Here is a 21,154-nt window from a genome sequence, read left to right as displayed (position 1 = left end):
TTTATGCTGGAAGTGTTTTCTTTCTATTCAGCAGAGCCGGAATGCTTATGCCCCAACAAATCAAGCCAGTGATTGCCACCCTTCCTGCCCATTTGCATGCTTGTGTTGAGCAGGCGTTTGGGCAAATTCAGTCAGCCTTGGAAACAGCCGATATGACGGCTCAGGCGATCGGTAGGCCCCTGGCTTCTGAGCGCTGGCAGCAGCTTTCCAGTGAGCACTTGCAAAGTGCTAGCCGCCTTTTAGCGACAAGTGATTTTGCTGTTGAACTACTCACTAAAGACCCCTTGCTGTTGCCCCGCCTGGTTGAAGAAGGGCGTTTGGATCGGGCAATGACTCAGGCTGACTACACCACTTGGTGTTACGAGTTTCTCAAGGACTCCCAAGGCCAGCTCCCTCAGGAAGAGGCAGGCTTGCACAAGGGCTTACGACTCTTTCGGCGTGCTGTCATGCTGCGCTTGCTTTGGCGTGATGCCCAGCAGGCAGGTTCACCTCAGGCAGTTTGGCAAACCTCAGCGGAAGTGTCCTGGTTAGCATCTGCGAGTGTTGAAGCGGCCTTGGCTTGGCTGGAAGACCATTATGCCAGTGCCTGGGGGCGGGCCTACCCACGCGGAACCCAACAGGAAGAGGTGGATTCTGGCCAGGTTCAACCCCTGCGATTAGTGGTTTTGGGTATGGGTAAACTGGGTGCGCTGGAGCTTAACTTATCCTCTGATATCGACCTGATTTTTGCTTTTGCACAGGCAGGTGAAACCCTGGGTGGAAGACGGAGTTTTGATAACCAGGAATACTTCACCCGTCTGGGGCAAAAGCTGATTACTGCGTTGGACCAGATTACCGCTGAGGGTTTTGTATTTCGTGTGGATATGCGCTTGCGGCCTTACGGTGATGCTGGGGCCTTGGCGCTCAGCTTCTCTGCTCTACAGGAGTATTATCAGGACCAGGGCCGTGATTGGGAGCGTTATGCGATGATCAAGGCCAGGGTCATTGCTGGTGACCAGGAAGCAGGTGAAAAACTGCTGGCTGACCTGAAACCCTTTGTCTATCGCAAGTATCTCGACTTTAGTGCTATTGAAGCCTTGCGTGCCATGAAGGCCATGATTAACCGCGAGGTGAGGCGTAAAGGACGGGACAATAATATCAAGCTGGGTCGTGGTGGCATCAGGGAGGTTGAATTTATCACCCAGGTCTTCCAATTGATTCGTGGCGGGCGTGACACCGAACTTCAGGAAAGGTCCCTTCGTAAGCTCTTACCCGTGATTTCTGGCCTGGGCTTGATGCCAGAACAAGCCTCCAAGGAACTGCTTGAAGACTATGCTTTCCTGCGGGATTTGGAGCATGCCCTGCAAGGCTTTGCTGATCGCCAAACCCAAGAACTCCCGGATGATGAAAAGGTACAGCAGCGAATTGCCTTGCGCTGTGGTTTTGATTCCTGGGCGGCTTTGCTGGAAAAGCTGGATAAGGTACGGAATCAAGTCCGGGAACACTTTGATGCCGTGATAGCTGACCCTGAAGACGAAGAGGTGGTCGAAACAGCTGATGATCTGTCTGTGCTCTGGACCGATGATCTGGAAGATGAAGTGGCTTATCAGTTGCTTCAGGAAAAGGGTTTTCAAGAGACAGCGCAAAGCTGGAAACTGTTGAAAGCACTGAAAACCAGTAAGCAGGTGGCCAGCATGCAAAAGGTTGGCAAAGAACGATTGGACAGCCTCTTGCCTCTGGTGCTGGCGGCAGTAATTGATGCGCCTAATCCGGATACCACCCTGGAAAGGGTGCTCTGGTTAATTGAGGCAGTTCTACGGCGTACAGCCTATTTGGTTCTGCTGACTGAAAATCCCGGTGCCCTGCAGCAGTTGGTGAAAATGTGTTCAGCGAGCCCCTGGTTGGCAGAGCAGTTATCCCGTATGCCCATCTTGCTGGATGAATTGCTGAGTCCTGAAACCCTCTACTCACCGGCTGATAAAGAGCGCCTCCAAGATGAACTCAGGCAACACCTGAGCCGTATTCCAGAAGATGATATGGAAGCCTTGATGGAGGCTTTGCGTTATTTTCGTCATGCGAATGTGCTCAGAGTGGCTGCATCCGATATTGTTGCGGATCGGCATTTGATGAAAGTCAGCGATTACCTCACCTTTATTGCGGAGGTCTTGCTGGAAAGCGTAATGCAGTTTGCCTGGAAAGATTTGACCCGCCGTTATGGCCGCCCTTTGAATACAGGCGGCCAGCCCGCCGATCCGGGTTTTATTATTGTCGGCTATGGTAAATTAGGTGGGATTGAGTTGGGCTATGGCTCAGATCTGGATTTGGTGTTTATCCATGAAGGACATCCTACTGCTGGCAGTGACGGCGAAAAATCCTTGGATTCCATTACCTACTTTAGCCGCCTGGGTCAAAAAATAATTCACTTTTTGTCGACCGTAACCCCTTCAGGTCAACTCTATGAAGTTGATATGCGCCTGAGACCTTCAGGCAATGCAGGCCTGCTGGTGAGTAGTCTAAAGGCTTATGCCGACTACCAGAAAAAGGAAGCCTGGACCTGGGAGCACCAAGCTTTGGTTCGAGCCAGAGCCATTTGTGGCGACCCTCAACTGGTTGAGCGCTTTAACCAGTTGCGCGGAGAGATTCTGGCTCAGCAGCGCGATCTGGATAAACTGCAGGAAGCGGTGGTCAGCATGAGAGAGAAGATGCGGGCCAATCTCGGTAGTAGAGCATCCCAAGCCAAGGACGTCTTTCATATCAAGCAGGATACCGGTGGCCTGGTTGATATTGAATTTATCGTACAATATTGCGTGTTGGCTTTCAGTCATCAGCATCCTGAGCTACTGGAAGTGACGGATAATATGCGTTTGCTGGATGCTCTGGCGACTACAGGCGTACTTCCTGAAGCCGAGGTAAGAAATCTACAAGACGCCTACCTGGCTTACCGTAAAGCAACACATCATGCTGCTTTGGAGAAATCAGGAAATTCTGTTCCTGCAGCTCCTTGGACAGAGTATCGCCAAACCGTCAGCCAGGTTTGGAAATCCTTTTTTGATTAACTGGAACCCTTAACCCCACCATGTCCTATTTTTTCCGTAAAGCGGCCGGACGCAACCTTGTATTGACGCCAGCGACTGTACAAAAACTCTTGCTGGCTCTACCTACTTTGGCTGATATCAAACAACGCTATCCAAGTCGTCCCTTGGACATCATGGTACCAACAAGATTGGCGGGTTTGGCTGCGCGCTTCCCTCAAGTGGATGCTGTTTACAACCTGCCCGAACCCAATATGAGTTGGAAAACCTTCTGGCGCGCGGGATTGGAAATGCAGGATAAGGATCATGCACATGCCTGGGTGCTGCCGGACCGCTTCAAGCCCGCGCTGATTCCCATGTTGGCCAATATTGCCGAAAGGACTGGATACCGGGGGCGTTATCGCTACTCCCTATTGATCGATATTCGCTTGCCAAACAAAAAGAAACACCCACACCTGGTCGATCGCTACCGTGCCCTGGCTTGGGATATCGTTGATGACTTGCCTGAAATAGCGACACCATCACTGGCCTCTAGCGTTGAACAACAGCAGGCTGTATTGGATAAATTTGAACTCCAGCAAGATCGACCCAGTATTATTTTTTGTCCGGGAAGCGTGAAGGTCCCGGGAGTGGCCCTTAAACAGCAGCCGGAAGCCCATGAATGGCAGGCGCTGTTGGATACCCTGGTAAGTAAAGGCTGGCAAGTCTGGTTGCTGGCTTCCCACAATGAGAAGTTGGAAGTTGATGTCCTGCTCGACTCCTTGGCTGAGACAACCCAGGCAGCTATTACCAATCTTGCCGGAAAAATCACCTGGGAAGAGGCGGTCGATCTAGTGCATCTGGCGAGGGCAACAGTGGCCCTGGACAACGCCTTGGCTTTGGTTGCTCAAGCCTGCGGACTGCCTGTTTATTTGCCCGTTAAAGGCGCCTTGCCTGAAGACACTTCCCAGTGGCTGGCTCCTGCTTTGGGAGCTAAAATTATGACAATGGATGAAGTGGAAAACCGACTGGTTGCCAGCAAGCAATGATTATTGCAATGCAGCTTAGCCCTTTGTCTTAACCTGAAGACGTACAAAAAGTCGCAGTTTTTGGGTAGAATGCCTGTTGTAATTTTACTAGCTAAAGCTTACTCCTCTTGAAAAAAGCAGCCAAAAGCCGCTTTTTACATGAGTTGTCAGTCACACAACGATGGAATCGGGGAATAAAATGACAACCAGCAATAAGATAGTTTACACCCTTACCGATGAAGCACCTGCCCTGGCAACCTTTTCCCTGTTGCCAGTCGTCAGTTCCTTTGCCAAGGTTGCAGGAATTGATGTTGAGACCAGCGATATTTCCCTGGCTGGGCGTGTTCTTTCCGCCTTCCCAGAGCGTCTAAAAGACGACCAGCGAATTCCTGATGGCTTGGCTGAACTGGGTGAGTTGACCAAAAAACCTGAAGCCAACATCATCAAACTGCCTAACATCAGTGCTTCTATTCCTCAACTGCGTGCTTGCATCAAGGAATTGCAAGAGCAAGGCTATGATGTCCCTGATTACCCTTACGAGCCGGCCAATGATGAAGAAAAAGACATCCAGGCTCGCTATGCAAAAATCCTGGGCAGCGCGGTTAACCCCGTACTGCGTCAAGGTAACTCCGATCGTCGTGCTCCCCCTGCAGTAAAAGCCTTTGCCCGTAAATACCCACATTCCATGGGTAAATGGAGCAAGGCATCCCGTTCTCACGCAGACTGGATGCGTGACGGTGATTTCTTCTCCAGCGAGCAATCAGTAACTATTGCAGAAGCGGGAGACGTGCGAATTGAGTTTGTCGACAAGAACGGCAAAGTCGACGTCAAGAAAACTCTTCCGATGGAGGAGGGTGAAGTTCTTGATTCCATGTTCATGAGTGCCAAGGCCCTGGATGAATTCTTCCTACGCACCATTGAAGAGTGCAAGGAAGATGGCGTGATGTGGTCCCTGCACGTTAAGGCGACCATGATGAAGGTTTCTCACCCCATCGTATTTGGTCATGCGGTTCGCGCTTTCTATAAAGAAGTTTTTGATCAGTACGGCGACCTTTTCAAAGACCTGGGTGCCAACCCCAACAACGGTATGGCCAGTGTCCTGGAAAGCATCAAAACCCTGCCTCACTCCAAGCAGGATGAAATTGAAGAAGCGATTCACTCCTGCTATGAGCACCGTCCTGAAATGGCCATGGTTGACTCCGTCAAGGGAATTACCAACCTGCACGTGCCTAGTGATGTCATCGTTGATGCCTCCATGCCTTCAATGATTCGTAACTCCGGCCAAATGTGGGGCCGTGATGGCAAGCAGAAGGACGTTAAGGCGGTTATGCCTGAGTCGACCTATGCACGCATCTACCAGGAAATGATCAACTTCTGTAAAACCCACGGTGCCTTTGACCCCACCACCTGTGGCTCGGTACCCAATGTCGGTCTGATGGCAATGAAAGCTGAAGAATACGGCTCTCATGACAAGACCTACGAGCTGGCTGAAGATGGTGTTATGCGCGTTGTTAAAGCGGATGGCACCGTATTGATGCAGCATGAAGTGGAGAAAGGTGATATCTGGCGCGCCTGTCAAACCAAAGATGCCGCCATCAAAGACTGGGTTAAACTGGCTGTTAACCGTGCCCGCCAATCCGGTACCACGACCATTTTCTGGTTGGACAATGAGCGTGCCCACGACCGTGAGCTGCGCAAAAAAGTAGAAAAATACCTGAAAGATCACGACACTTCCGGCTTGGATATCCGCACCATGGGTTATGTGCGTGCTATTCGTACCTCTATGGAGCGCATGGTTCGTGGCAAAGACACCATCTCCGTTACCGGTAACGTGTTGCGTGATTACCTGACCGACCTCTTCCCCATCATGGAACTGGGTACTTCCGCAAAAATGCTGTCCATCGTGCCCATGCTGGCTGGCGGTGGTATGTACGAAACAGGTGCTGGCGGCTCAGCGCCCAAGCATGTTCAGCAGGTTCTTCAAGAAAACCACCTGCGTTGGGATTCCTTGGGTGAATTCCTGGCCTTGGCCGTTTCTTTGGAAGAACTGGGCCAGAAAAACAGCAACAAGCGTGCTGAAGTTCTCGGTCAGGCACTGGACAAGGCAACCGGCCGTCTGCTGGAAGAAAACAAATCACCTTCGCGTAAAGTCGGTGAGCTGGACAACCGAGGCAGCCACTTCTACCTATCCAAGTTCTGGGCAGAAGAGCTGGCCAAGCAAACTGAGGATAAAGAGCTGGCTGAGAAAATGGGCCCTGTCTCCAAGCAGATGAACGAGCAGGAAGAGCAAATCCTGAAGGAAATGTCTGAAGTCCAGGGCAAACCCGCTGACCTGGGCGGCTACTATCACCTTGATAAAGCCAAAGCTGATCAGGTTATGCGTCCCAGCGCAACCTTCAACAAGATCCTGGATAGCCTCAAGTAAGTATTGTCTGATCTTTAGTTGAACGCAAAACCCCGAAGCTTGTATAGGCTTCGGGGTTTTTGTTTAAGGGTAATCCAGCTAAACCCGACTGCTTTACTCGGTTTCTAAAAAGTACTAAAATAGTACTCAATAGATTTGAAGAACCCAGGCAGGTGTAATGCTCAAGCTCAGCAAGATGACAGACTATGCAGTGGTGCTTAGTGCCCAGATGGCACGTCACCCTGAACGTTTGTATACGGCTGCAGATTTGGCAGATGAAATAGGTCTACCTAAGCCAACAGTTAGCAAGCTGTTGAAGATGCTTGTAAAAGCAGAGCTGTTAGTTTCTAGGCGAGGTACTCAAGGTGGTTACCAACTTGCAAGGCCGGCTTCAGCGATCACTGCGAGTGACTTGATTTCGGCGATTGAAGGCCCGGTAGCCATGACTGAATGCAGTTTGGAAGACTCCCAGTGTGATTTGATCAGCCAGTGCGGAGTGGCGACCAACTGGCAAAGAGTTACTCAGGCGATTCATGAACTCCTGGCCTCGGTAACCCTGGCACAGCTGGCGCAAACCCAGCCAATTAAACTGCCCTGGGTACAGATACAGACCATCACCCTGCATGAAGCAGGGTGAGCATACAGTAAGGCTGGCGGCAGGGTGTTACTGCTTCAGGCTGTCCACAACAGGATGTTGTGGCCGACCCACATGGAAGTGGGAAGTGCAGAAATTCGTCAGGAACGAATTCTGCCAGAGCTAATGTGAAGCAGTGATGCCCTGCAAAAGCCAGCCGGTAATGCCGCCCAATTATAAAGAAAGACTTGATGATGCCCGGAGGCCGTTATGGCGAGTGAAGAGATGGAGCAGCTGGTACGTAAAGAGTACAAGCAAGGCTTCGTAACCGATATTGAAAGTGACACCCTGCCCCCTGGTTTGGATGAAGATGTCATCCGCCATATTTCTCAGCGTAAAAAAGAGCCTGAGTGGTTGCTGGAGTGGCGTCTGGAAGCCTACCGTCATTGGCTGACTATGAAAGACCCCCAAGGCTGGGCACATTTGTCTTATCCAAAAATTGACTACCAGGCGGTGTCCTACTATTCCGCACCTGGTGCTAAAAACAAGGATGCTCCGAAAAGCCTGGATGAAGTCGACCCCAAGCTGCTGGAAACCTTCGATAAGCTGGGGATTCCCCTGCATGAAAGGGCTGCGCTGGCTGGTGTTGCCGTGGATGCCGTCTTTGATTCGGTTTCTGTAGGCACCACCTTTAAGGCCAAGCTGGCGGAGGCAGGGGTTATTTTTTGCTCGATTTCAGAAGCAGTTCAAGAACACCCGGAACTGGTTCGCCAATATCTGGGCACGGTGGTTCCCCATACCGACAACTATTATGCCGCGCTTAACTCAGCGGTTTTCACTGATGGCTCCTTTGTGTTTGTACCCAAGGGCGTGACCTGCCCGATGGAGCTATCCACCTATTTCCGTATCAATGCAGCCAACACCGGGCAGTTTGAGCGTACGCTGATTGTCTGCGAAGAACAGGCCCAGGTCTCTTATCTGGAAGGCTGTACTGCGCCCATGCGGGATGAAAACCAGCTGCACGCAGCTGTCGTTGAGCTGGTTGCCCTGGATGATGCCTATATCAAATACTCCACCGTGCAGAACTGGTATCCCGGTGATGAAGAAGGCAAGGGTGGTATCTATAACTTCGTGACTAAGCGGGGCGACTGTCGCGGTGATCGCGCCAAAATCAGTTGGACCCAGGTAGAAACCGGTTCGGCGATTACCTGGAAATACCCCAGTTGTATCCTGCGCGGTAAGGATTCCGTTGGTGAATTCTATTCCGTGGCCGTCACCAACAACTACCAGCAGGCAGATACCGGCACCAAGATGATCCATATCGGTGAAGGTAGCCGCTCAACCATTATTTCCAAGGGTATCTCTGCGGGACGTTCTAACCAGTCCTACCGGGGACTGGTGAAAATTCTGCCGACCGCAAAAAACGCCCGCAACTTTACCCAGTGTGATTCGCTGCTGATTGGCGATCAGTGTGGCGCTCATACCTTCCCTTACCAGGAAATCGGCACAGCTTCCGCGCAGGTTGAGCATGAGGCCACCACCTCGAAAATCGGTGAAGACCAGCTTTTCTATTGTATGCAGCGTGGTATTTCCGAAGAAGACTCGGTCAACATGATTGTTAATGGCTTCTGTAAGGATGTCTTCAAGGAACTGCCGATGGAATTTGCCGTAGAGGCTGAAGCTCTATTGAACGTATCGCTGGAAGGCGCGGTCGGTTGATGCTGGAACTCACTGCTTTGCAGGGCGCTGGCTTGCCAGCCGGACAAACCTTCCGGGTTTGTACGAGCTGCGTTACGCCTTCCCTGGCTCCACTTGCGCTCAGCAGCCCTGCCGTAGTAGGTCCGCTACTGCTGCCTTTTTACCCGAATTGATGAATTGAAAACAGGATTCCACAATGATTGAAATTAAAGACCTCCATGCCCGAGTTGAAGGAACCGAAATCCTTAAGGGCCTGAACCTGAGTATTCAGCCAGGTGAAGTTCACGCCATTATGGGCCCCAACGGTGCCGGTAAATCAACCCTGTCTGCCGTGCTGACCGGGCGTGAGGGCTATGAAGTTACCAGCGGTAGTGTGACCTTTGAAGGCGAAGACCTGCTGGAAATGGATGTTGAAGAGCGTGCTCGTGCTGGTTTGCTGCTGGGCTTCCAGTATCCCGTCGAAATTCCAGGCGTGAAAAACGTCTATCTGCTTAAGGCCGCTTTGAATGCCAAGCGCAAGGAGCAGGGTTTAGATGAAATCGAAGCCCCGGCGTTTATGAAGCTGATTCGTGAAAAGCTTAAGTTCATGAAGATGGATAACAGCTTTATGCACCGTGCTGTTAACGAAGGCTTCTCCGGTGGTGAGAAAAAACGCAACGAAATTCTCCAGATGCTGATTCTGGAGCCTAAGCTGGCGCTGTTGGACGAAATTGACTCGGGCCTGGATATCGATGCCATGAAAACCGTGGCTGATGGCGTCAACTCCTTACGTACTGCCGAGCGCAGCATTCTGATGATTACCCACTATCAGCGTTTGCTGGATTACATCGTTCCTGATGTGATTCATGTACTGGTTGATGGACGCATTGTTAAAACAGGTGACAAGTCCCTGGCATTTGAACTGGAGAAAAAAGGGTACGACTGGCTGCTGGAGGGTGCTGCATGAACCAGTATGCCGAAGCCTTTGCAGCCTTTAATCAGGATGCAGAAAGCGGCTGGCTGAAGAGTCAGCGCATTGCCGCTTTTGCTCGTTTTGAGCACCTGGGTTTTCCCATTAATGGTGTTGAAAACTGGAAATACACCAATACCAAAGCACTTGCCAAGCGGGATTTTCTGTTGCCGAAAACGGTTGATTTGGATGCGGCCAGAGAAGTCTTGAAGGCAAGAGACGTAGCCCTGGACGATCATCGCCTGGTTTTTGTGAATGGCGTTTATGCACCTGAGTTGTCAAACCTTTCTGGGTTGCCTGCTGCTCTGGTCGTTGAACCCCTATCCGAAGCCTTGGATAAGGAATTGGAGCTCACCTGCGGCATGATGGGGCGATTGGCTGGAATTGACTGTGATGTCTTTACAGCACTCAACTTTGCCTTTGCAGGCGAAGGCGCGATGATCCGTATCGGTAACCACCAGGTTATTGAAAAGCCGATCAGCCTGATCCACCTGTCAGTTGCTGGTGATCAGGCCAGCATGTCTCATCCCCGCATTCTGGTAGCTGCCGGAGCCAATAGTCAGGTGCGTTTGGTCGAGCACTTCCTGGGTTCTGAAGAAGCGGTACACTTTACCAACCGGGTTGCAGAAGTCGTTTTGGAGCGTAATGCTCAATTAACACATTATCTCCTTCAAGAGCCCGGTGACCAAAGCTGGTTGGTCAATCGCACCCACGTCGAGCAAAAGCGTGACAGCCGCTATTACTGCCACCATATCAATCTGGGTGGCAAGCTGGTCCGTGATGACCTGGTGTGTGATCTCAATGGCACTGGCGCCGAAAGTGAATTTTCCGGCCTCTTGTTTGGACGCAATAAACAACACCTGGATATCCACAGCCTGGTCAATCACAACGAGCCGCGCACTTACAGCCGTGAAACCTATAAGGCTATTTTGAATGACAAGGCCCGGGGTGTATTCAATGGCAAGGTCATCGTCAAAAAAGACAGCCAGCAAATTGATGCCCAGCAGAGCAATGCCAACCTGCTACTCAGTGATCAGGCCGAAATCGACACCAAGCCAGAGCTGGAAATCTATGCCGATGATGTGAAGTGCTCGCATGGAGCGACCACCGGCCAATTGGATGAAACGGCACTCTTTTACCTCAAATCACGTGGCCTGAGTGACGAACTGGCGCGCGGTCTGTTGACCCTCGCTTTTGCCAATGAGGTGGTCGATAAAATTGATATTGAGCCGATTTATCAGTTGGTTGAAACCACCGTTGCCGGACATCTTCCACACCAGGTGAATCTGGATGATCTTTAAGTTGCGCTGAAGCCAATTGATGCCGCATAAGTGGGCGGGGATGCTGCTATGCCGGGCTGTCTGCAACAGGAGGTTGCAGCCAGAGCTTACATGGATGTATTTACGCGTCCCGGCTAGCAGCTCCCTGCCCAATTGGTCTCAGGCTACCTTGCAACAGAGAGCCGATTATTGATGAGAAGCGGATTTCTGGAGTATTAGGAATAGAATTTATGAGTGAACTAGCGTTCGATGCCCTGCAGCAGCCAGATTTTGATCTCCAAGCCTTGCGGGCCCAGTTTCCGATTCTGCAGCGTCAGGTCAATGGCAAGCCCCTTGTGTATCTGGATAATGCAGCCACCTGCCAGAAGCCTCTGGCCGTTATTGAGGCCATGGATCAATACTATCGCCAGACCAATGCCAACATCCACCGTGGCCTGCATACCCTGTCTCAGGAGGCAACAGATGCGCATGAAGAGGCGCGTGGCAAGCTTCAGAAATTCATCAATGCAGCTTCCCACAAGGAAATTATTTTCACGCGGGGAGCAACTGAAGCGATCAACCTGGTTGCCCAAAGCTGGGGTCGAGCCAACTTAAAAGCCGGTGATCAAGTCCTGGTTTCAATGATGGAGCACCATGCGAATATTGTTCCCTGGCAGCAGCTAAGAGATCAGTTGGGTATTGAACTCAAAGTGATTCCGATTCTGGAAAATGGCAGCCTGGATCTGCAGGCTTTTGAAGAACTGATGACCGAAAAGGTTAAGTTGCTAGCCATTACCCAGGTTTCCAATGCTTTGGGAACGGTTAACCCCATCACTCAACTGGTTCGCCAAGCCCATGATAAGGGAGCACTGGTGCTTGTTGATGGCGCCCAGGCTGTACCTCACCAGGCTGTGGATGTGCAGGCTCTGGATGCCGATTTTTATGTTTTTTCCGGCCACAAAATGTATGGTCCTACGGGCATCGGCGTGCTCTATGGCAAGGAAAAGCTATTGGAAGCCATGCCGCCTTGGCAGGGTGGTGGGGACATGATCGATATCGTGACCTTTGAAAAAACTACCTATGCTGGCCTGCCGCACAAATTTGAAGCAGGAACCCCGGCGATTGCTGAAGCCATAGGTCTGGGTGTGGCTGCTGACTGGATGCTGGACCTGGAGCTAGGCAAGCTGGCGGCTTGGGAGCATGCGTTACTTGACTATGCCACTGAACAAATGCAAACCGAGCTGCCGGGCCTGCGAATTTTAGGCGAAGCACCCGGCAAAGCGGCCGTTATTTCTTTTGTCCTGGAAGGTGCCCATGCCCAGGATTTGGGCTTGTTGACTGACCAGTTGGGTATTGCCATCCGCACGGGTCATCATTGTGCGATGCCGGTGCTGCACCACCTGGGTGTGGATGCCACTGCCCGAGCCTCTTTCGCCGCCTATAACACTCTGGAAGAAGTCGATGTCTTTGTTGCTGGCCTCAAGCGGGTCAGGGAGATGCTGGTATGAGTCTTCAAAAGGGTGACAAGGTAAAACTTCAACGCGAAACCGAAGTGATTTCCGTACCCTTTGGCAAAACGATAACTCTGCCGCAGGGTGAAGAAGTTGAAGTTATGCAGGCCAAAGGCAGCACTGTCAGTGTCGGTCATCAGGGCCGCCTGTATATGGTCGAAGGCACCAACCTGGATGCTTTGGGTTTGCCTGCTTTACAAAAACCCGTGCTGCCCAAAGGAGCCAGCAACCAGGAAATTGAAGACTTTGCCTGGGAGCAGTTGCGTACCTGCTTTGATCCAGAAATTCCGGTGAATATCGTCGATCTGGGCCTGGTCTATGGTTTAAAGGTTGTGGATTTGCTGGATGGCCGCAAGATGCTCAACATTCGCATGACCCTAACAGCCCCAGGCTGTGGTATGGGTGAAGTCATTGCTGCTGATGCGCGCCGTAAAATCCAGGGTGCAGAAGATATCAGTCAGGTGAATACTGAAATCGTCTTCGATCCACCCTGGTCACGAGAAATGATGACGGAAGATGCGCAGCTGGAATTGGGGATGTTCTAGTTAATCACCATGCCGGGCCTAAACCCCTGCACCGGAATAGGCTTGCTATCTTCACGCTCGTAGAACCACTTCTGGATACGCTGGATGAGTACCATTTCAGCAATTTCAGCCACCTGGTCAGAGCAGTTGAGTTTGGCCTGAATCAGATCGGCACAGTCAAAGAAATCCTTGGCTGTGGCACCATCAACATTAAACGTGGTCTCACCAACGGCCATAAATAAAGGGGCGTTGCGGTCCGAGGTAATGCTGATTGCTGGGTTACTCATGGCCATTTTAAATTCAGGGCTGGCATGGATTTCACGCAAAGCATCCGGGCTCATATGCAGGTTGAGGATAATCGCCTTGAGTAGGGCGGCATCGTCATTTTTCAGCGTGGGTTCCTGGCTGAGCTCTTCAATAATGGCGGTAACGATGGATGTCGACATCCTGCCTCTCCTAGATGTAGTTGAAAGGCTTTCCAGCCTAGAGGTTCTGTAGTGCTTTGTACAGGCAAAGAGCTCAGGAGATAACCTGACTTTTGGTTTACTTTCTGGTCTAATGCGCCCTTTAATTTTTTTACTTCAGGAAACAGGGATACATGACTGCTTCAGCCCCATCTGCAACGTCCAGTGGACCACGTAAACTGTTACGTAAACACGAAACTGATTATACGCTGCTAGGGACGGCTCATGTCTCCAAAGCGAGTGCAGAAGAAGTTCGCGAATTGATTCGAAATGGCGGATTTGATGCTGTGGCGGTAGAGCTCTGTCCGGCGCGCTATCACAATATGACCAACCCGGATGCGCTGGCCAAGATGAATCTTTTCCAGGTCATCAAGGAAGGCAAGGCGGGAATGGTAGCTGCCAACTTGGCTCTGGGTTCTTTTCAACAGAGGGTGGCTGAAGAATCTGGCATAGCGCCGGGTGAAGAAATGAAGGCGGCGATAGAAGAAGCCAAGGCTGCTGGCCTTCCCTTGATGACAATTGATAGGGATGTGGGTGTCACCCTAAAACGCGTTTATCGCAGTGTTCCCTGGTGGCAGCGCACTGCTTTGATTTCCGGCTTGGTGGGCAGCCTTTTTTCACGTGAAAAGGTGACCTCTGAAGAAATTGAAAAGCTGAAAGAAGGTGATGTACTGGAAGCCACTTTCAGTGAATTTGCTCAAGAGTCAGAAAAACTCTATCAGGCACTGATTGCCGAGCGGGATCACTACATGGCCTTGCGCTTGGCACAGGAAAATGGCGATAGCCGCTACAAGAAAGTCTTGGTTGTTGTAGGTGCTGGCCATTTGAAGGGCTTGGAAGAAAACCTGAAAGGCCATTTGCCGGAAGAACTCAAAGATCAGTTGGCCATCCTCGATTCGGTTCCCCCCCCCAGCCGCTGGCCAAAATTTATTCCCTGGATTATTGCCGCACTGGTGATCACGGGTTTTATTATCGGTTTTCGCCATAACACTGAGCTGGGCCTGCAAATGATGCTCGACTGGGTGCTAATCAATGGTGGCCTGAGTGCGCTTGGGGTTCTGCTAGCTGGCGCCCATCCACTCACCATACTGACCGCCTTTGTAGCGGCACCCCTGACCTCCCTAAATCCGACCATAGGGGCAGGCTTTGTTGCTGCCGGCGCGGAATTATTGGTCAGAAAACCCAAGGTGGAAGACTTTTCCCGGTTACGCCAGGATACAGCTGAATTCAAAGGCTGGTGGAAAAACCGAGTGTCTCGCACCCTGCTGGTGTTTATTTTTGCCACCCTGGGTTCAGCTGCTGGAACCTACATAGGTGGCTTCCATATTTTTGGTTTATTAAGTGCGGGTGCTGGTTGACTGTCATGCGGGACTTTTCCAGCCCTGTTAAGAAAAAAGAATGGCATGTTAATTGTTTGTTAGTGCTTTTTATGTAAGTTTAGCGTAAGTTTGTGTAATGGTGATCTCTTGCTTAGCGGGGTCTTTAAACTGAACGCATCTAAAAGACACAAACTTATGGATACTAAGCCTTCCGCTTCAGTTCATTGGTCGATGCAACTGAATGCTTTTCATCGTCAGGTTCAGCTTTGTCGGCATCTCCAGCAGTGGCGAGTGCTTGCTTATACCGGCTTGATTTTAAGCCTGAGTAATCTGGTGTTCATCCTGCTGATGTCCCCTCGAAGCTGGTTGCTGATCGCACTGCCCCTTGTCATTTTGCCTTTTTTCTTCGTGCTTGCACCCGTTCTGGGCATGCTGTTGCGCAGAGTGGAGAAAAAGCGTAACCAGTTGGCCCGTGCATTTTTTATGGCTGGACTGCGTGTGGATGAAGCAGGGCGCTTGACCACTAATACTGCTCACCCCCGCGTGATATCCGAACCCTCGGAAGTAAAACAGCGCTCTGGACTAGCTGTATGACTCCTGAAAATTACAAGAAGCAGGGGCTTCTACTGGTCAGCTTGCTATTTCTGGCAGTGCTTTTCTTTCTGCCGATGGATTCGTCTGCTCAGTTGGTATCTGCTATTACCCTGCTGTGTGTTATTTGGTTTGCCCAGAATGCTCTGAAAACTCGCTGGGGTGATTATTTCCGGCTGCTGGTATTGCTGGCAGGCTGCTTCCTGACCCTGCGCTACCTGGCTTGGCGAGGCACCTACACGTTGACGGCAACTGACTACATCACCCTGGCTGCCGTCCTCCTGCTGTTTATTGCCGAACTCTACTCTGCTGCCATTCATATTCTTGGCTGTATTGTGAATGCCGTCCCCTTGAAGCGGCCTCTATTGAGCATCAAGGATTTGCCAGAAGATGCCGAGCTGCCAACAGTGGATGTGTTGGTGCCCTCCTACAACGAAGATCCAGAGTTGCTGGAAATTACCCTGCGTGCTGCCTTGATGCTGGATTACCCGGCTGAAAAGCTGAAAGTCTATCTGTTGGATGATGGGGGTACTGACCAGAAACTTGCTGCTGAAAATCCGGTGGCTGCAGAGGATGCTCGGGTGCGTCGCAAGACTTTACAGGCACTCTGTGCCCGGCTGGGCACTCACTACCTGACCCGTCCACGCAATGAACGGGCCAAGGCTGGCAATATCAACCATGCCCTGCAATTTGTGTCCGGTGATCTGGTGGTAATTCTGGATGCCGATCATGTGCCCACGGTAGATTTTCTGGACCACACGGTGCCCTGGTTTGTCCGTCACGATGATGTGTTTCTGGTGCAGACACCTCACTTCATGATCAATCCAGATCCGGTGGACCGTAACCTGCTGCAGTCCTTCAGCCGCATGCCATCGGAAAACGATATGTTCTACCAGACCATTCAGCGCGGTCTGGATTTTTGGTCGGCTTCGTTTTTCTGCGGTTCGGCTGCCGTTTTGCGCCGCAAGCATCTGGATGAAGTGGGTGGGCTATCGGGTGACTCCATTACTGAGGACTGTGAAACAGCCTTCGACCTGCACAGCAAGGGTTATCGCTCAATTTATGTGGATCGTCCGATGGTCGCCGGTTTGGCACCGGAAACCTTCACTGGTTTTATCACCCAACGGATGCGCTGGGCGCAGGGTATGACTCAGATATTACTGTTGAAAAAGCCCTATCTGGCACCTGGTCTCAAGTGGTACCAGCGGGTGGGTTACATGAGCTCCATCCTGTTTTGGATGTTTCCTTTTGCCCGCGCCATCTTTCTATTGTCACCGCTAGCCTACCTCTACTTTGGTATGCAGATCTACAACGCCTCCTTTATGGAAATACTGGCCTATACCCTGCCGCATGTGATTGGCACCTACATGGTTTCATCCATGCTGTTTGGCCGAACCCGCTGGCCGTTGATCTCTGAGCTTTACGAAATCATGCAGTGTGTGTTTTCGCTGGTGGCTATCGTCAAGGTGTTCATTAACCCCCGCAAGCCTTCCTTCATGGTCACCCCCAAGGGCGACACCCTGGAGCAGGATTTCATTTCCCCCCTGGCCAAGCCCTTTTATGTGCTCTTTATGCTGCTGATTCTGGGCTTTGTTGTGGGCGGCTATCGCTTTTGGGCAGACCCCTTGACGCGTGAGCTGACGGTTATCGTTTTGCTGTGGAATCTATTCAATTTCCTGACGGTTTTTGCAGCCCTGGGGGCCTTGCTGGAGCGGAAACAACAACGCACTGCACCGCGTTTGCCGGTGACCGAGGAAGGTTACCTGGTGCTGGAAGATGGTCGGTGTGTGGCCTGCAAACTGCTGGATGTATCGGCGGGAGGCAGCCGACTGGCACCTAAAGAAGCGGTGGATATTAAACCGGGGGAACAGCATTTTTTGAGCTGCTGGTCGCCTGCCTTGCAGCGACAACTGGATCTGCCTCTGGTGGTGCGGGCAGTGATTCCCGGCTATCGAGGTACCGAACTGGGTGTGCAATTCACGCCGCGTACCAGCAAGGAGCAGGATGAAGCCGTGGCCCTGAGTTTTAGTGATAGTGCCCGCTGGATTTATTTTCAAGAGCGCCGAGCCCGCCCGATTCCCTTCATGCGCGCGCTACGGATTGTACTTAGTCTGATTTGGGTGCCTGTACGTGCCCACTTTTCCCTGTTTACGGCTTCTCTGGTGCGCCACCTAAAGCGCATACGTGTGACCCACGACCTGAATACCAAATGAGTGGAGAAAGCAGAATGTACAGATGTAAGGGTAGTAAGGTGCTGGTTGGCCGCAAGCTGTTGATTAGCTTACTGATGGCGCTGCTTTTGGCGCCAGTTAGTGGGCAGGCCAGTGTCTGGGAAGTTAAGGTGGCAATAGCCAATGTGCGTACGGCACCAGCAGTGGATGCTGCTTTGGTAACGCAGTTGTCCCGAGGAGAACAGGTTGAGCTGCTGGATAGAGAGGGTGCCTGGATGCAGGTGCAACTGGCCCAGGGCACTAGAGCTTGGGTACACCAGGGTGGATTTAGCCAAGTAGCTGCTGCATCAAAGTTACAACGGGAAGTCATGCGCTTGTCCAGTTTTTCTGATGCCAGTGGCCCTGTTCGCTTGCACGGTACCACTGAGAAAATGGAGCTTTTTCTGCCCTTGGCTGAGACACGAAAAATTGAAGACTCTACACTCAGCTTAAGAATGGTCAATTCTATTGCCCTGCAGGCACAGCGCTCATTTATGGTGGTACGCTTTAATGAAACCACGCTGGCACAGGTGCCCTTTGATCCCAACCAGCCGATTTCTGATGCACGTGTTCGCTTACCTGCAGAGCTGTGGCGAGGCGGCTTTAACAAGCTGACATTAGAAGTGACTCAGCATTACACCGACCGTTGCGAGGATGCTATGGCTCCAGAACTCTGGACGGAGCTGGACTTGCATCATTCACGCCTAGAACTGACTCACCGTCCGGTGGATCGCAGCCTGACACTGAGCGACTTATCATCACTTTTCTCACCTGGTGTGGGTGGCTACAGTCAGGCACTGATGATCACAGCGCCAGCGACTGAGGCTGAAGCGGGTCGTGGCAGTGTGTATAGCGAAGCCTTGCCGCTGGCTGCTCAGGCTTTGGCTTTGCGTCGCCAATATGCCAGCCTGGAACTTCAGCACAGCACTTGGCTGGTAGAGGGACCGGAATACGAGCAGCGAACAGCAGGTCTAGATGCTGATCAGCTAGTGGATGCTTTTCCCTATCTGGCCGAAAAGGACACTGCCCCCTTTCATGTTCTCTTGGGAACTCGGGAGGAGCTAAAGGCTGTGTTACCGGAAACACAGTTGGCGGTCATCGAGGGGCCACACCTGGAATTACAGGAAATGGCAGGCATTCGTAATGCACAAGGTGAACTGCTGATTCCAGGTGGTATCCGTCTGCTTATCAGCGGTAATACGGAGGCAGAAGTGCTGGATGCTGCCCGTTTGTTGACCGAAATGGATGACCGCCTGAACCCTGTGCCTCAGATCACTCTGCTGGGACGTGAGCTGAATAATGAAGCCCTGCCCAGAGCCAGCGGCCAGTTTCTGCACCCCGGCAAGAGCTACAGCTTTGCAGCTCTGGGTGCAGGAACAACTAGCTTCCAGAACATGGGGCAAAACCGCCTGAGGGTTAATCTGCCACTGCCTGCCAACTATTATGCTGTTGAGTCCGACCATGTCGAGCTGAAGTTGGACTTTGGCTATGGTGCTGGCATGGGTGCTGGCGCGGTGATGAACGTTCACCTCAATGGTGAATATGTTCACGGACTCTTGTTGAATCAGCCCAATGGGACAGCTTATCGGGGTTACCGCATCCAACTGCCGGTGCGCAAAATGACCCCGGGCCTGAATACTCTGGATTTTGATATCACGTTGCGGCCCGAGCTGGTGATTGGCGAATGCGCAGGCATTCCTGGGACCCACCTGGTTTTCCAGATTTTGGGGTCTTCCAGCGTGACGCTGCCAAAAGCAGGAGCTGTTGCGATTCAGCCAGACCTGGCTCTGTTTGGAGCCACAGGCTTTCCTTATATCTCACCCACGGCTAAGAGTTCCACTGAAATTCTGCTAGCTTCCGAAGCTCTTACAGGTAGTGCTCTGACCCTAGTTGGTCGTATGGCTCAAAGTGCCCAGGCACCACTTGAGCAAATAGAACTACACGTAGGTCTGGATCATCAGCCATCAGGTCATGCTCTGCTACTGGGTACTCCAGAACTACTGCCACTGGATCTGTTCAGGGAATGGAATGCAGCCCTGGGTCGCACCCAGACCTGGCCCTATCAAGCACTAAATGATTTGCGTGATGGGGTGCAGAGTGGTTTTGGCTTGAGCCGTGACAAAGCTGATGGCTCAGGAGAGGTGTTGCGTGGCCGAATTCATCAACAGGGGCAGCTCGGTGATTTGGGCGTCATGGCGGCATTCCGTAACCCTTATGCTAATCAGACAGCAACCTTGACACTGGTGACAGCTCAGACCGAGGATTTACTGCAGCAGCGTTTACTGAATTTGACTGATGCAGCTCTCTGGTCACAGTTACGTGGTGACCTCTTGGTCTGGCGGGATACTCCAGAAGGTGTTGTGAGCATGCAGGTTGCTAGTCGTTATGCGCTGGGCGAACACTCACCCTGGATGAAGTTGCGGATGACTTTATCGCATAACCCCTGGTTCTGGCTGGGTGGTGTACTGCTGTTCCTAGTTCTTGCAAGTCTGCTGGCCGTTCGCTTGTTGCGTCAGCGCAAGGCGGTTATGGAGCAAGCCTGATGAAACTCGTGTTTGCAGTCATTTTACTGGTGGCTGGTATTGCCGGATATTGGCTACTGCAGTCTCAGCAGCCCAAGATGCCAGTCACTCAGCGCCTGGCACCTGAGCTGTGGGAAGCCTTTGCTGACGCCTTTGAAGAGGAGGGTCGCATTGTTGATCGTGACAATCAGGATATCTCCCACAGTGAAGGCCAGGGGTATGGCCTACTGTTTGCCGAAGCAGCCGGTGACCGCCAGGCTTTTGATCGTATCTGGCGCTGGACTCAGCAGACATTGCAACGACCAGATGGTCTTTTTTCATGGAAGTTTGAACCCTGTGCAAGTCAGGATCGACGCTGTGTTACCGACAGGAATAATGCCACTGATGCAGAAATTCTAATTGCCTGGGCTTTACTGAAAGCCTATCAGCGCTGGCAAGATTCTACTTACCTACAGGAAGCTACGCGCATAGCCCAGGTAACGAGTGATTTTTTGGTGATTCAACATCATGATCAACTGCTACTACTTCCAGGCCACTCTGGTTTTACGGAAAGTGGTCGGGTGACGATCAACGCTTCTTACTGGGTTTTTCCGGCATTGGAGGCCCTCGCCGAGCAGTTTCCTGATCAGCCCTGGCAGCAATTGGCAGTCACTGGCCGCAAGTTGATGCTAGCACAAGGAGCAGGCCAATATGGTTTGCCGCCTGACTGGGCCGACTATACCCTTGATGGATTTCAACCATCCAGCTTATTTCCTGCGCGGTACAGCTATGATGCCGTGCGGGTTCCCCTGCACCTAGCCTGGTCTGAATTACCTCTGATGGATCGGGATTTTGAACCCTATTTGAGCTTCTGGAGTGCACAAGACTCAGTGCCTGCGTGGGTTAGCCTCACTGATGCCGAGCAAGCGGAATATGCTTGGTCCACTGGCATGCAGGCCATTGCCCAATTTGTCACATCGAGAGCCAAGGGGGAGCACTTAAGAGTGACGGATCTACCCCAGCCTGGTGGAGAGGATGGCTATTTTTCCTGGAGCCTTTTGTTGTTAACACATTTGGCAGTTAATGAAACGTCAGATTCAGGCTCTGGCACGCAAGGTCAGGAGCTTTAGCT

15 protein-coding genes are annotated in these 21,154 nt (G+C 51.7%); 14 read left to right on the top strand and 1 reads right to left on the bottom strand.

Annotation, left to right across the window (positions count from 1 at the left end; genetic code table 11):
- Positions 1-47 precede the first annotated feature (47 nt).
- The 9 genes from glnE (at position 48) to sufT (ending at position 12,958) form a co-directional block, all read left to right on the top strand.
- Positions 48-3,035 (top strand): bifunctional [glutamate--ammonia ligase]-adenylyl-L-tyrosine phosphorylase/[glutamate--ammonia-ligase] adenylyltransferase, encoded by a 2,988-nt coding sequence (gene glnE, locus BM185_RS09425; RefSeq protein WP_245751742.1) that lies wholly within the window; start codon positions 48-50, stop codon positions 3,033-3,035.
- Positions 3,036-3,055: 20 nt separating this feature from the next.
- The gene (waaF, locus tag BM185_RS09420) at positions 3,056-4,039 is read left to right on the top strand and encodes a lipopolysaccharide heptosyltransferase II (protein ID WP_091962609.1); all 984 of its coding nucleotides are present in this window, start codon (positions 3,056-3,058) and stop codon (positions 4,037-4,039) included.
- 178 nt (positions 4,040-4,217) lie between these two features.
- Positions 4,218-6,443, top strand: coding sequence for an NADP-dependent isocitrate dehydrogenase (locus tag BM185_RS09415; protein WP_091962606.1), 2,226 nt, complete (start codon positions 4,218-4,220; stop codon positions 6,441-6,443).
- 157 nt (positions 6,444-6,600) lie between these two features.
- Positions 6,601-7,059 carry an SUF system Fe-S cluster assembly regulator gene (locus tag BM185_RS09410; protein WP_091962604.1) on the top strand — a complete coding sequence of 153 codons (459 nt, stop codon included), beginning with the start codon at positions 6,601-6,603 and terminating at the stop codon, positions 7,057-7,059.
- Between the two features lie 207 nt (positions 7,060-7,266).
- Complete coding sequence (sufB, locus tag BM185_RS09405) at positions 7,267-8,715, top strand: Fe-S cluster assembly protein SufB (RefSeq protein ID WP_091962601.1); 1,449 nt, start codon at positions 7,267-7,269, stop codon at positions 8,713-8,715.
- 175 nt (positions 8,716-8,890) lie between these two features.
- Positions 8,891-9,640, top strand: coding sequence for a Fe-S cluster assembly ATPase SufC (gene sufC, locus BM185_RS09400; RefSeq protein WP_091962598.1), 750 nt, complete (start codon positions 8,891-8,893; stop codon positions 9,638-9,640).
- Positions 9,637-10,944: a Fe-S cluster assembly protein SufD gene (gene sufD / locus BM185_RS09395; RefSeq protein WP_091962596.1), complete on the top strand. Its 1,308-nt coding sequence runs from the start codon at positions 9,637-9,639 to the stop codon at positions 10,942-10,944. Before sufC ends, sufD begins: the two co-directional genes overlap by 4 nt.
- Before the next feature lie 209 nt (positions 10,945-11,153).
- Complete coding sequence (locus tag BM185_RS09390) at positions 11,154-12,410, top strand: cysteine desulfurase (protein ID WP_091962593.1); 1,257 nt, start codon at positions 11,154-11,156, stop codon at positions 12,408-12,410.
- A complete protein-coding gene (gene sufT / locus BM185_RS09385; protein ID WP_091962591.1) occupies positions 12,407-12,958 on the top strand; it encodes a putative Fe-S cluster assembly protein SufT in 552 nt (183 codons plus the stop codon). The genes BM185_RS09390 and sufT overlap by 4 nt, the downstream gene beginning before the upstream one ends.
- Here sufT and BM185_RS09380 read toward each other — a convergent pair.
- Positions 12,955-13,383, bottom strand: coding sequence for a hypothetical protein (locus BM185_RS09380; RefSeq protein ID WP_091962588.1), 429 nt, complete (start codon positions 13,381-13,383; stop codon positions 12,955-12,957). The genes sufT and BM185_RS09380 overlap by 4 nt on opposite strands.
- Positions 13,384-13,535: 152 nt before the next feature.
- Here BM185_RS09380 and BM185_RS09375 point away from each other — a divergent pair, with 152 nt between their 5' ends.
- The 5 genes from BM185_RS09375 (at position 13,536) to BM185_RS09355 (ending at position 21,152) form a co-directional block, all read left to right on the top strand.
- Entirely contained in the window at positions 13,536-14,759 is a 1,224-nt protein-coding gene (locus BM185_RS09375; RefSeq protein WP_091962587.1) for a TraB/GumN family protein, read from the top strand.
- A 156-nt stretch (positions 14,760-14,915) separates the two neighbouring features.
- A complete protein-coding gene (locus tag BM185_RS09370; protein ID WP_143089506.1) occupies positions 14,916-15,314 on the top strand; it encodes a hypothetical protein in 399 nt (132 codons plus the stop codon).
- The gene (gene bcsA / locus BM185_RS09365; RefSeq protein ID WP_091962583.1) at positions 15,311-17,524 is read left to right on the top strand and encodes a UDP-forming cellulose synthase catalytic subunit; all 2,214 of its coding nucleotides are present in this window, start codon (positions 15,311-15,313) and stop codon (positions 17,522-17,524) included. Before BM185_RS09370 ends, bcsA begins: the two co-directional genes overlap by 4 nt.
- A 14-nt stretch (positions 17,525-17,538) precedes the next feature.
- On the top strand, positions 17,539-20,064 hold the full coding sequence (locus BM185_RS09360) for a cellulose biosynthesis cyclic di-GMP-binding regulatory protein BcsB (protein WP_177203520.1): 2,526 nt from the start codon (positions 17,539-17,541) through the stop codon (positions 20,062-20,064).
- Positions 20,064-21,152, top strand: coding sequence for a family 8 glycosyl hydrolase (locus BM185_RS09355; RefSeq protein WP_091962577.1), 1,089 nt, complete (start codon positions 20,064-20,066; stop codon positions 21,150-21,152). The genes BM185_RS09360 and BM185_RS09355 overlap by 1 nt, the downstream gene beginning before the upstream one ends.
- Positions 21,153-21,154 lie beyond the last annotated feature (2 nt).

The organism is Marinospirillum celere (genome assembly GCF_900112235.1).
Taxonomy (GTDB): Bacteria; Pseudomonadota; Gammaproteobacteria; order Pseudomonadales; family Halomonadaceae; genus Marinospirillum; species Marinospirillum celere.
The sequence above is the reverse complement of the archived record's forward strand: the minus strand, read 5'-3'. Positions and strand labels throughout refer to the sequence as shown.

Coding starts and splice junctions, on each gene's coding strand:
- BM185_RS09410 (WP_091962604.1), top strand. CDS start 6,601: ATGCTCAAGCTCAGCAAGATGACAGACTATGCAGTGGTGCTTAGTGCC.
- BM185_RS09360 (WP_177203520.1), top strand. CDS start 17,539: ATGTACAGATGTAAGGGTAGTAAGGTGCTGGTTGGCCGCAAGCTGTTG.
- BM185_RS09355 (WP_091962577.1), top strand. CDS start 20,064: ATGAAACTCGTGTTTGCAGTCATTTTACTGGTGGCTGGTATTGCCGGA.
- sufD (WP_091962596.1), top strand. CDS start 9,637: ATGAACCAGTATGCCGAAGCCTTTGCAGCCTTTAATCAGGATGCAGAA.
- bcsA (WP_091962583.1), top strand. CDS start 15,311: ATGACTCCTGAAAATTACAAGAAGCAGGGGCTTCTACTGGTCAGCTTG.
- BM185_RS09375 (WP_091962587.1), top strand. CDS start 13,536: ATGACTGCTTCAGCCCCATCTGCAACGTCCAGTGGACCACGTAAACTG.
- BM185_RS09415 (WP_091962606.1), top strand. CDS start 4,218: ATGACAACCAGCAATAAGATAGTTTACACCCTTACCGATGAAGCACCT.
- BM185_RS09370 (WP_143089506.1), top strand. CDS start 14,916: ATGGATACTAAGCCTTCCGCTTCAGTTCATTGGTCGATGCAACTGAAT.
- glnE (WP_245751742.1), top strand. CDS start 48: ATGCCCCAACAAATCAAGCCAGTGATTGCCACCCTTCCTGCCCATTTG.
- BM185_RS09380 (WP_091962588.1), bottom strand. CDS start 13,383: ATGTCGACATCCATCGTTACCGCCATTATTGAAGAGCTCAGCCAGGAA.
- sufB (WP_091962601.1), top strand. CDS start 7,267: ATGGCGAGTGAAGAGATGGAGCAGCTGGTACGTAAAGAGTACAAGCAA.
- sufC (WP_091962598.1), top strand. CDS start 8,891: ATGATTGAAATTAAAGACCTCCATGCCCGAGTTGAAGGAACCGAAATC.
- sufT (WP_091962591.1), top strand. CDS start 12,407: ATGAGTCTTCAAAAGGGTGACAAGGTAAAACTTCAACGCGAAACCGAA.
- BM185_RS09390 (WP_091962593.1), top strand. CDS start 11,154: ATGAGTGAACTAGCGTTCGATGCCCTGCAGCAGCCAGATTTTGATCTC.
- waaF (WP_091962609.1), top strand. CDS start 3,056: ATGTCCTATTTTTTCCGTAAAGCGGCCGGACGCAACCTTGTATTGACG.